The organism is Microcoleus sp. SVA1B4, assembly GCF_036700545.1.
Lineage (GTDB): Bacteria > Cyanobacteriota > Cyanobacteriia > Cyanobacteriales > Microcoleaceae > Microcoleus.
Genome location: NZ_JAUBPB010000034.1, coordinates 55,030 through 65,231 on the forward strand (window position 1 = coordinate 55,030; position 10,202 = coordinate 65,231).

Here is a 10,202-nt window from a genome sequence, read left to right on the forward strand (position 1 = left end):
AGTTGTTTCATCGACATCAGCAATAGTGCTATCGCGCCATCGCTACAGGTCAACCAAAATGAGTCGGTTTCAGGTCTTGCCCTTACCCATTAAATCTTACAGTATTGCTACATTTAGTGCCGGCACGGCTTTACTGCTGACAACTCTGTTACTTTTTTTATTCGAGGAAGTTCCTGCAATCTTACTTTTTGCCGCTGCGGTTATCGCTTGGTATGCTGGCTTAAAGTTCGCAGAACCAGAACTAGAAATTGAACGTAATATTATTTCCAAAGTAATTGACACGACGGCTTGCTTAATTGTAGTCCTAGACAACCAAGGACGGATTGTGCGCTTTAACCAAGCTTGCGAAAAAATTACAGGCTACTCGACAGCAGAAGTGCTCAATAAATGTGTTTGGGATGTGTTCTTAATCTCCGAAGAAGTAGAGCCAGTTAAAACTGTTTTTACCAAGCTCAATGTCGAAAACTTTAACAGCGAGTATCAAAATTATTGGCGCACTAAAAATGGGGACAAGCGCTTAATTTCTTGGTCGAATACTGTGACCATAGATGGCGATGGTTTGGTAGAATATGTGATAGGAACTGGTATTGATATTACCGATCGCAAAGAAGCAGAAATAGCCCTAGCATTATCCTACACTAACCTAGAAACTCGCGTCAAAGAACGCACAGCAGAACTGACAGTAGCTAAAGAAGCGCTGCAAGCTCAAGAAGAACGATTTCGCTGTTTAAGTTCCTGTTCGCCTGTCGGCATTTTTATGGCCGATTCCCAGGGGCGCTACACCTATGCAAACCCACGCTGTCAGGCTATTTGCGGCTTGAGTTTGACAGAACTTTTAGGAGACGGTTGGGAGAAGTGCATTCACCCGGAAGACAGCGATCGCGTATTGAGCCGATGGCTGGATTATACTCGGCAAGGTGGGGAATATGCGATCGAGTATCGCCTGCAAACACCAGAGGGGATTGTGCGCTGGATTAACGTTTGTTCCTCGCCGATGTTTTCCGACTCCGGCGAACTCATCGGATACGTGGGTACGGTGAGAGATGTCACGGAAAGACAACAAGCGCAAGCAGCTTTGGCAAATAGCGAACAGCAACTGAGAACACTGCTAGAAAATACGCCAGATATAATTATCCGCACGGACAAAGAGCTGCGTTATATTTATGTCAATCAAGCCGTTGAAAGAAGCCAAGGAAAACCAATTTCATTCTTCCTTGGTAAAACCAGTCAAGAAATAGGAATACCGCCGGAACAGTGCCAGATGTGGGATGAAACCCTGCACAAAGTGTTAGAAACAGGTAGAGAAGAAATTGTCGAGTTTCAGGCTTTCTCAATCAACGGCATCCGAAGTTATCAATCCCGCGTAGTTCCAGAATTTGACAAAAATGGCGTACCAGAATCAGCCTTAATTGTCGCCCGCGATATCACAGAAATAAAACTTGCAGAAACTCAAAGATTGCAGTTAACAATTGAGCAAACAGCAAGGGAAAAAGCGGAAATAGAACAGCAGCGCTCGGCATTTTTAGCAGAAGTCAGCAAAATGCTGGCTGATGCGTTTGACGGGGAAACGGTGCTGCAAAAGGTAGCCGAATTAGCAATAAATTCGATCGCGGATGGGTGCTGCATTCATTTGACCGAAACGGGGTCAAAAGTGCGTCTAGTCGCTGTGGCTCACGCAGAACCCTCCACAGTTGAGACTATTAATAACTTCAGCATCCGCAGTTCGATCGCCGAAAATGCTGTTAACGGCTATCCGCTGGTAATCCGCTGCGGCAAATCCGAACTAATTGCCGAAGTGGATGAGGAGATTTTAGCAGCAGGAGCCGAAAATGCAGCAGAATTGGAAATACTTCGATCGCTCAATATCGGATCTCACGCTTGCGTACCGCTGAGAGCTCGCGGGCGGGTAATGGGTTCCATCACTTGCTTTACCTCAAAGTTTGGCCGCCGCTACAATGCAGAAGACATGGCAATGCTAGAAGACCTAGCATACCGCGTGGCGATCGCCCTAGACAACGCCAGACTTTACGCAGAAGCGCAACAAGCACTATCTCAAACATCGCAATCCTTTGCCTTAATTGACGCGCTGTTAGAAGCATCTCCCCTAGCCATTTGCTTTCTGGATCGCGAAATGCGCTTCATCCGTATCAATAAAGTCTTAGCAGAACTCCACGGTTTGCCCGCCGAACAGCATATCGGCCAAGATTTCCGGCAATTGTTGCCAGAATCCGCCGCCAAATTTGCCCCGATTATTCAGCAAGTTTTAGACACCGGTCAGCCTGTTTTAAACATAGAATTTAGCGGCGAACCTGATGGAAAACCAGGATATTTCGGCTACTGGGTAGCCAACTACTACCCAGTGAAAAATGAAAGGGGAGAAATAATCGGAGTTGGCCTAATTATCACAGATATTACCGCAGCAAAACAAACAGAATTAGCTTTGCGGGAAAGCGAAATGCGCTTCCGCAGTGTGGTAGAATCTAACATGATAGGCATCGGTTTCTGGGATGGCAACGGGGAAGTTACTGACGCTAACGACGCCTTGCTGGAAATGATTGGATATACGAGGGAAGACTTAGTTTCGGGACAGATTCACTGGAGGGAACTCACGGCGCCGGAATATATAGAACTCGATCGCATCGCCCTCGCGCAAGTCGAAGCATCAGGAAGTTGCGCGCCTTTTGAAAAAGAATACATCCGCAAAGACGGCACGCGGTTCCCAGTTTTAGTCGGCGGCGGAAACTTCCAAGGATGCACAGACAAAGGAGCATTCTTCGTACTAGATATCACCGATCGCAAACAAGCCCAAAATCAACTTCGAGAAAACGAAATACGCATTCGCCGCCAACTAGCAGAACTCGACTTAGTTTACAAAACCACACCAGTCGGGCTGTGCTTTGTCGATACAAATTTGCGCTACATCCGCCTGAACGAATGCCTCGCTGCGATCAACGGGCGATCGATCCCAGAACACATCGGGCGCACCGTTAGAGAGGTAATTCCCGAAATGGCCGATATTGTAGAGCGAATTTACCGCCAAGTGCTGGCGACACAAACCCCCGTGCTCGACTTGGAAATTAAGGCAGAAACCAAGCAACAGCCGGGAGTTTTACGGGATTGGCAAATCAGCTTTTACCCAGTGAGCGATCAATCAGGAACACTCCTGGGAGTCAGCACCGTGATTGCCGAAATTACCGATCGCAACCAAGCAAAACGGGTAATGCAGCAAAGCGAAGCCATATTCCGGCGGCTGTTCGAGTCAAATATTTTCGGAGTTGCGATCGGCGATTTTAGCGGCCGCATCGCCTACGCCAACCAATCCCTGCTCAACATGGTCGGCTACACCCGCTCAGACTTGCTCTCCGGTAAAATGCGTTGGGACAGAATGACCCCCCCCGAATACCTGCATCTCGACGCCTTAGCGGCCGGGGAACTGCGGGTTCAGGGAGTCGCAACTCCTTTCAAGAAAGAGTACATCCGCAAAGATGGCAGTCGCGTGCCGATTCTGATGGGCGGAACCACTCTGTCCCCGGACGATCGCGAACCAGAGACGATCGTCACATTCTACATCGACTTGACCGAGATATCGCGGGTGGAAGCAGAACTCAAACACAATCAAGAACGGCTGCAAATCGCTCAGCAAGCAGGCAAAATCGGAACTTTTGAATTGAACATCCAAACCTGCGAGGTCGCCTGTACGCCGGAGTTAGAGGCTTTGTACGGGCTGCCTGTCGGCAGTTTAGACAGCTATCAAAGTTGGGCCCAAATGGTGCATCCAGACGATCGCACTGTTACCGAACAGCAGGTGCAAGCTGCGGGGGCTTCCGGGGAGGAATTAAACATAGAGTTCCGCATTTGCCGCCCGGACAAAAGCGTGGGCTGGATTGCTTGCAGGGCTAAGGTGTTTGAGGACGATCGGGGTTTGCCTTGGCGGATGATCGGGGTGAACGTCGATATCAGCGATCGCAAAGAAGCAGAAGCAGCGCGATCGCACATCCATCAAACTTTAGAAGCCTTGATTCAGGCTTGTCCCCTAGCAATTACCGTTTTGGACTGCGACGACGGCACTGTGAAAATGTGGAACCCAGCAGCCGAGAGGATTTTTGGCTGGAATGAATCAGAAGCGGTAGGTCAATTTGTGCCCTGCCTTCCCGCAGACAAGCGGGAAGAATTCACGGCTAATTTGAAAAAAATTCGCGCTGGAAAGGCGATCGCGGGCATGGAAACCCACCGCCAAAGGAAAGACGGCAGCTCGCTAGACATCAGTTTGTGGGCAACTCCAGTCCGCGACAGCAACGGCAATATCAACTGTATGTCAATCATCGCCGACATCAGCGATCGCAAGCAAGTCGAGGCCCAACGTGCTCAGTTGCTCGAGCGCGAACAAGCCGCGCGGGCGGAAGCAGAAGCTATCAGTCGCCGGAAAGACGAGTTTCTAGACTCTCTTTCCCACGAATTGCGAACGCCTTTAAATGTGATTCAGGGGTGGGCACAGATCCTGCGCGCCCACCCCAACAACCAAGATAAATTAGCTTCGGGTTTGGAAGCCATTGAGCGTCAGTCGAAGGTGCAGATCCAGCTAGTGGAAGATTTGCTCGATGTTTCCCGGATTATTCAAGGCAAACTGGTTCTGAAACCCGGCTGGTTCTACATGGTAAGGACGATCGAGGCGGCTCATAATTCAGTTCGTTTGGCAGCCGAGGCCAAGTCTGTCACCATTTCGTTAGAACTTGACCCCGCAGTCAGCTTGATGTGGGGCGACGCCCAGAGGTTGCAGCAGGTAGTGTGGAATTTGCTGAGTAACGCCGTGAAGTTTACGCCTTCGGGGGGAAATGTGCAAGTGCGCTTGTCTGCGGTGGCTGTTAGCGATTCTTCATCACCCAATTACGTGCAAATTACTGTCAGCGATACCGGAAAGGGCATTCCTGCTGAGTTTCTGCCCTACGTGTTCGATCGCTTCCGACAAGCAGACGCCTCGAAAACTAAGGCTGACAGCGGTTTGGGACTGGGATTGGCGATCGTCGAGCACTTGGTGCAACTCCACGGGGGTACTGTGACTGCGGAAAGTCCCGGTAAAGACCAGGGTGCGACATTTACGGTGACACTGCCACTCAAACAGCCTCGGAGTAAGAAGGGGCAGTTGAGAGGAGTCGCCGCCGGATATTTTAGTCCGTGATATCGCTATGCCGATTGAGGACGGCTACTCGCTGATCCGCAAAGTGCGATCGTCCGCATCCGACAACATCAAGCGCTTGCCGGCCGTGGCGCTGACAGCTTATGCTAGCGAACAAGACCGCGATCGGGCGATCGCCGCTGGTTACAACTCACATCTTGCACCATTCTCGCTTAACAGGCTTTCTGGCCTGTTCCACAAGAAAATTCACTCTTTGTGGAACAGGCCAGAAAGCCTGTTCCTAGACAAGTAATTGAGAATGGTGCAAGATGTGAGTTACAACGAACACTTAACAAAGCCGATCGAACCCGCTCTCTTCGCCACCGTTTTAGCCAAGTTAACAAATTTGCATTAGGGCGATCGGGTTGAATGAACGCACAAATAATATCATTTCCGTTTGATGTTGACTGTTGACTGTTGACTCGCATTTACTATTCCGATGCTAACGGATTTGATATTAAATCTTGTAGATACAAGGGGCGGGTTCACCAATAATAATTGCCCACAACCCGCAATCTCGTAAACCCGCCCCGGCGGCACCATCAATCCCAATCTACGTCTTTTAAGATACTTCAACCACTAGAATAAATCCCTCTTTCTTGCAGTTGCTGCATAAAAAACTCTTCCAAACTAGGCTTAGCCAAATTCATCCCAATTAACTGCCCTCCCGTACCGCTCAGACTAGAAATAAACTCCTTCGGATCGCCCTGCAAATGACCGTACCACAAATCATTATCAACTTCCATATCCGGTATCCACTTTTGCAGGATATTCAAGTGGCCTCCCCTACCTTCAACCCGGTAAGTTTCAGTATTACCCAAAAGTTCATCGATCGCACCCATGCAGATTAATTCACCCTTAGCCAAAATTGCCACTCGATCGCAAATCTTCTCCACATCCGACAATATATGCGAATTAAAAAAAATTGTTTTTCCTTGATTTTTCAGCGATAAAATTATCTCCCGCATCTGATAGCGTCCCATCGGATCTAAACCAGACATCGGCTCATCTAAAAATACCACATCTGGATTGTTAATCAAAGCTTGAGCCATGCCGATCCGTTGCAGCATTCCCTTAGAATACTGGCGCAACTGTTTTTTAATTGCCGCCGATTGAGATAGCCCAACTAAGTCTAGCAAATTGGGAATTCGCTGTCGCTGAATCGAGGTGGGAATTTGAAATAACCCCGCCGCAAATTGCAAGAATTCCCAGCCCGTGAGATAATCGTAAAAATAGGGATTTTCTGGCAAATAGCCGACTCGCTGCTTCACAGTGCGATCGCCCAAAGGCCTCCCCAACAGCAGCGCCCGGCCAGAAGTGGGCCGCACTATACCCAGCAAAGTTTTCAGCAGCGTAGTTTTCCCCGCTCCATTTTGCCCTAACAACCCAAAAGTTTCCCCCTCAGAGATAGTCAGAGTGCAATTTTTGAGCGATTCAATTTTTTCATTCATCCAGAAGCCAGTACGGTAGAACTTCCCCAGATTAAATGTTTCCACCACTGGGGTAGCTCTGGGCATCTCGGTGGGATTTGGCGCATCTATAAGAGGTTCCATTTTTGTCAGAGAAATAACTAGCACCTGATTATATTCTATTGCATAAGTTAAGTAATAATTGCTCTTTTTAATGTTAAACTAATATTAGCTGTAGTTAAAATTTTCTCAATATGGAACGTTCAAAACTTGTTGCTATTATCACTGGAGTGATTTCTATAGTTTTAGCAGTTGCCTACCTGCTCCTTGTTACCCTCCTTGACTTCCGAGGCGAAATGGTGCCCGCACCTCAAAGTCAGTTGCCAGTCTCCATGCCACTTCAGCAATTAGGCACTGTTAACCAGACTTTGCGAGTACATTAGTTATTGGTTATTAATCATTGCAATAACAACTAACAACCAACAACTGCTAACTGCCAACTAACTAATACACATGAATTGCTTTCATCATGTGATATGCAACCAGCAACTGCGTCAAAGCTAGCGGGTAACTTTGCAAAACTTCGCCAGTTGTGCCGATCAGTTTGCCAATTTCCGGGTTGCCTTGGGCGGAACAAAATCCCCGCAGGTGCGGCAACTCGCCGCACAACATCATTTCCAGTTCGTTTACTTGCTCGCTGGTAGCGTGGGAGTCTACTTCCAAAACGTCCACTGGTTTGCCCATATCCCGATCGAGTCCCAAGCGAATTGCAGGTTTAAAACTCTCGCTGCCTCGACCTAAAATTTCAGTAAAATCAGGGTGAGGAATTGTCGGTCTGAGCACTAAACGGACGCTCAAATTTGATTCATTTTCCGCTTCGGGCGGGTAAAAACTAACTACAACGTCGGCCGATTTGCGCTGAGGACGAATGAAGTCTTCAGAGTCTGGTTCCCGTTTTTTTATTTCTGCAAGCACCTGTTCTTCAGTATAACCGCGCTTCATGACATCGCGCTTAACTTTCCACTGAGTTCGCAACTCTTCGGGAGGAGCAAGATACACTTTTACGTCGTAAGAATCGCGGATTGTTCGGGTTGCGTAACCCAGCAAACCTTCAACTATGACAAATTTGCTGGGCTTGATGTATTCCGGCGGGTCAAATGTACCTGTCGTGTGGTTGTAGATGGGTTTGAGAATTGCTTGTCCGGTACGCAGCAGGCTGAGGTGCTGCTGCATGATATCGAGGTGATTGCAGTCGGGATGCAATGCTGTGATTCCGATTTCGGCCCGCTGCTTTCTGTCGTAGCGATGATAGTCGTCAGTGCAAATCACAGTGACATTTTCTGGCCCCAATACTTGGGCAATTCCCCGCGTCAGGGTGGTTTTGCCCGCTGCGCTGTCTCCGACAATACCGAGAATAATTGGTCGATCGCTCATTGTTTTTACCCGGACGCACAATAGCAAATTTTGTTGTCAATCTTCAATCTTATCAAAATTGTGTTCCATCCGATCGCTCGGTTTGACTTGCTCCCCCCGGAGTCTCCCCCATGTGTAAAATTATTGTAAAATTTCTTAATAAAATTCAACAAAGCATACTCAGGGAACATCTCATTGAACGATCGTAATTACCCAATTCTCAATTCCCTGTTTGCCCAATTCCCTGTTTTGCCCATTACCAGTCATCGTTTCGTTTGTTGCTGTAAGTTTCCCAATCGTCTTGTTGTGGTGGCTGATACAAAGGTTCTGCTTCCAATTCGGCTGACATTTCTAATTCAGGTTCCGATTCCTGCTGATAAATGTTCAGAGGTTCGACAACGCGGGCGATCGCATCTTTGACAAATGCTTTGACAAACTCGTCCTTCCTATTTAACTGAAACTGCCTTTGTACAACTTCGGCGATGCCACCATCGCCCCAATCTTGGTCATGGCGGAAATATTCAATAAAACTTTTACCAGCAATTCTAGTTAAATAAGCCGCACTAACTGCTTGAATTGCTTTGCCAAGTACAAACCCCGCTACGCTTAATTGCAGCGCCCTTGACACTACTTGAATTACCCCTTCAACTATTCCCAAACTTGCTAGGGTTTTTGCTAGAGACAATGCCAATTCTTTCGCGCGATCGATATTTAATTCGCAGCCGTAAATTTTGGCAATTTCTACTACCATTTGAGCGTTAACTGCTGCTGTCGCTAACAAATCCACAACAGGCAAAGGCGTTACGGCAATTACTCCGGCTCCGATCCACTGAAATCGCTCTACTGCCTTATCAGCTTGCCGCCTTCTTTGAGCATCAATTAACTTGCGCGCTTGGTCTCCTAAGTGCTGAGATTGCAGCAAAATATTGTCCGCAATTAAGTCTTCACCTTCGGCTCGCAAAATCGCAGCGACGCGCCGAATTAATGGCATAATATCCGGGTATGGCTGAAAAATTGTGCCGTCTTCTAGTACAACTTTTTGCGGATTGGCGCTAATTGCTACTACATCCATTGCTGATACAAAACCTTTGACTCGCTGCCGCAGTTGATCGAGAATTTCATCTCTGTCGGTGTCGGGATAAAGGTCAACTTTATTAAAAACCACGATCGACCTTTTGCCAATTTCCGCCAAAGTCCGCAGCGGTTCGTACTCGGATTTGCGTAAATCGCCGTCTAAAACAAATAAGATCAAATCTGCCCTCGCCGCCAACTGCCTCGCCAATTCCTCTCTGTAAGTTCCCGCAACTCCCGCTTCCAAGATGCCAGGGGTATCAGTAATTGCTAATTCTCGATCGATTCCTTTCAATTTCAGAGTGTAAGTTTCCCCAACTTCGGTAGTTCCCATCGGCGCGCCCACCTGTCCCGCCATCCGCCCCACCAGCGCATTCACAGCGGAAGTTTTGCCCGCAGAACCGGTGCCGAAAACAACTACTCGAACGCTGCCCCTCGCCATGCTAGCTTCAATTTCGCGGGCTCTCAACAGCAAAGCTTGCCGCGCTACTTCATCTTGAATGCGATCGACTTGTTGCCGAATTGCTTTAAGATTTTCCGAAGCAGCTTCACTTTTCACAACAGGAATCTTCGGAGTAATCGGCCGTTTTCCCTTAACTTTCTGGGGGCGTTGCAGCAGCCTAAAATAGTAAACCAGCGCAAAAATTAGGGTTCCCAAAAGTACAATTATCAGGAAAATCAGCAAATTAGCCAGCAGCGGAGAAGCAGACCACGCAACTTGACTGTAAAGCCCTGTTAAGGAACTCACCAGCCCAATAATCAGCCCCAGGGCGAGGCAGAAAGCAGCAATTAAGGTTAACAGGCGCGGCAAAGGCATGAGGGGAGTGGCAAATAAAAGGGTTATACTTTGATTTTTACATTACGCCGATCGTCATCAGTCATGGCAAATCTAAAATCTAAAATCTAAAATCTAAAATGGCCGAGCGCCCGATCGTACTGCGCGAACCCGCAAATCCCGATTCTGTCGCACTGCGGGCGCGATTTGCGGGGTTTTAGTGGTAGCGGGTGCAGATAAAGTGCGATCGCGCCCGCAGTCTGCAATTGTAGCTTGCACGAGAACTTAGGATCGCGAATTAAATAACTTACAATTTTAATTGTTATTGTGGGATGGGCGTCCCGCCCGTCCTTTTTGGACG

Annotated in this window: 7 protein-coding genes; 3 read left to right on the top strand and 4 right to left on the bottom strand. The window is 48.1% G+C overall.

Annotated elements, in window-relative coordinates; translation table 11 throughout:
- Nucleotides 1-58 precede the first annotated feature (58 nt).
- On the top strand, nucleotides 59-5,176 hold the full coding sequence (locus QT987_RS16880; protein ID WP_333241940.1) for a PAS domain S-box protein: 5,118 nt from the start codon (nucleotides 59-61) through the stop codon (nucleotides 5,174-5,176).
- Nucleotides 5,177-5,183: 7 nt separating this feature from the next.
- Nucleotides 5,184-5,426: a hypothetical protein gene (locus QT987_RS16885; protein WP_333241942.1), complete on the top strand. Its 243-nt coding sequence runs from the start codon at nucleotides 5,184-5,186 to the stop codon at nucleotides 5,424-5,426.
- 319 nt (nucleotides 5,427-5,745) lie between these two features.
- Here the strand turns inward: QT987_RS16885 and QT987_RS16890 are convergent, their stop codons facing one another.
- Nucleotides 5,746-6,726, bottom strand: coding sequence for an ABC transporter ATP-binding protein (locus QT987_RS16890; protein ID WP_333241944.1), 981 nt, complete (start codon nucleotides 6,724-6,726; stop codon nucleotides 5,746-5,748).
- A 110-nt stretch (nucleotides 6,727-6,836) separates the two neighbouring features.
- Here QT987_RS16890 and QT987_RS16895 point away from each other — a divergent pair, with 110 nt between their 5' ends.
- On the top strand, nucleotides 6,837-7,025 hold the full coding sequence (locus QT987_RS16895; RefSeq protein ID WP_333056649.1) for a hypothetical protein: 189 nt from the start codon (nucleotides 6,837-6,839) through the stop codon (nucleotides 7,023-7,025).
- A 61-nt stretch (nucleotides 7,026-7,086) separates the two neighbouring features.
- On the opposite strand, the gene QT987_RS16900 is transcribed toward QT987_RS16895, so the two are convergent.
- The 3 genes from QT987_RS16900 to QT987_RS16910 all read right to left on the bottom strand — a co-directional run.
- Nucleotides 7,087-8,016, bottom strand: a complete 930-nt coding sequence (locus tag QT987_RS16900; RefSeq protein ID WP_333241946.1) for a phosphoribulokinase — start codon at nucleotides 8,014-8,016, stop codon at nucleotides 7,087-7,089.
- Nucleotides 8,017-8,251: 235 nt separating this feature from the next.
- Nucleotides 8,252-9,883: a GTP-binding protein gene (locus tag QT987_RS16905; RefSeq protein WP_333241948.1), complete on the bottom strand. Its 1,632-nt coding sequence runs from the start codon at nucleotides 9,881-9,883 to the stop codon at nucleotides 8,252-8,254.
- An 86-nt stretch (nucleotides 9,884-9,969) separates the two neighbouring features.
- The coding region (locus QT987_RS16910; protein WP_333241950.1) for a hypothetical protein at nucleotides 9,970-10,202 on the bottom strand (233 nt) is incomplete at its 5' end.

Coding starts and splice junctions, on each gene's coding strand:
- QT987_RS16880 (WP_333241940.1), top strand. CDS start 59: ATGAGTCGGTTTCAGGTCTTGCCCTTACCCATTAAATCTTACAGTATT.
- QT987_RS16885 (WP_333241942.1), top strand. CDS start 5,184: ATGCCGATTGAGGACGGCTACTCGCTGATCCGCAAAGTGCGATCGTCC.
- QT987_RS16890 (WP_333241944.1), bottom strand. CDS start 6,726: ATGGAACCTCTTATAGATGCGCCAAATCCCACCGAGATGCCCAGAGCT.
- QT987_RS16895 (WP_333056649.1), top strand. CDS start 6,837: ATGGAACGTTCAAAACTTGTTGCTATTATCACTGGAGTGATTTCTATA.
- QT987_RS16900 (WP_333241946.1), bottom strand. CDS start 8,016: ATGAGCGATCGACCAATTATTCTCGGTATTGTCGGAGACAGCGCAGCG.
- QT987_RS16905 (WP_333241948.1), bottom strand. CDS start 9,883: ATGCCTTTGCCGCGCCTGTTAACCTTAATTGCTGCTTTCTGCCTCGCC.